At 70.4% G+C, this 883-nt stretch carries 1 protein-coding gene; it reads left to right on the top strand.

Features of this window, described 5'->3' with window-relative positions; translation table 11 throughout:
• Positions 1-883: autotransporter outer membrane beta-barrel domain-containing protein (locus tag ACVOJ1_RS18955; protein WP_346480779.1), on the top strand; the 883-nt coding region annotated here is incomplete at both ends.

Genomic DNA, 883 nt, shown 5'->3' with positions numbered 1-883 from the left:
TGCATCTGGTCGAGCCGACGGCAGCAGGTGCGGGGGCCAGCGGTGATGGCCAGCGTGGCCACGGTCTGTGGGCACGCGGCTTCGCCAGCCATGGCCGCATCGATGCCGATGCCGGCGTGGCCGGGATGAGCCATACCGTGGGCGGCATCGTGGTCGGTGCCGATGCGCGCCTGGCCGATGACCGTGTCGGCCTGGGCGTGAGCGTGGCGGCCGCGGACATGTCGACCAAGGCCCGTGGCGCCTCCCGCTTCACCGGCAACGTGCGTGCGCTGGATGTGGGCGGTTATCTGGACGCGATCTACGCGCGCGGTTATCTGTCCGCGGCGGTGCGCTACACCGACCTGCGCCACGACACCCGGCGCAGCATCGCCGGCATCGAGGGCCTGCAGGACCCGCTGCGTGCGAAGTACAGCAACGATGCGATCTCCGCGCGGGTGGAACATGCGTTCTCCTTCACCCGCGGCAAGGGCGTGGTGATCCAGCCGCTGCTGCCGGTGGTGGACTATGCGCGCACCTCCGCGACGCGGTTCAACGAAGGGCAGGGCGTGGCGGCGCTGGCCGGGCGTGGCGGCAGCCTGGAGAGCATCCGGGTCGGTGCGGGCCTGCAGCTGTTCAAGACCTTCGAGGGCAACAACGGCGAGCGCATCACCCCGCGGGCGCGGGTGGTGTGGCAGAAGGAGCTGGGGGATACGCAGGCCCGCTACAGCACCGGCTTTGCGGCGGCGCCGGATCTGGTGTTCGGCAGCAACAGCCAGACGGTGGGCGAGCAGGTGCTGAGCTGGAACCTGGGTGTGACCAGCCGGGCCAGCGAGCGGCTGTCGGTGATGGTCGACTATGTGGGCGAGCGCCGCGACGGCCAGCTGCAGAATGGTGTGCAGCTGGG

The sequence above is a fragment of the Stenotrophomonas sp. STEN225 genome (assembly GCF_056756445.1).
This window is presented reverse-complemented; position numbering and strand designations above follow the sequence as displayed.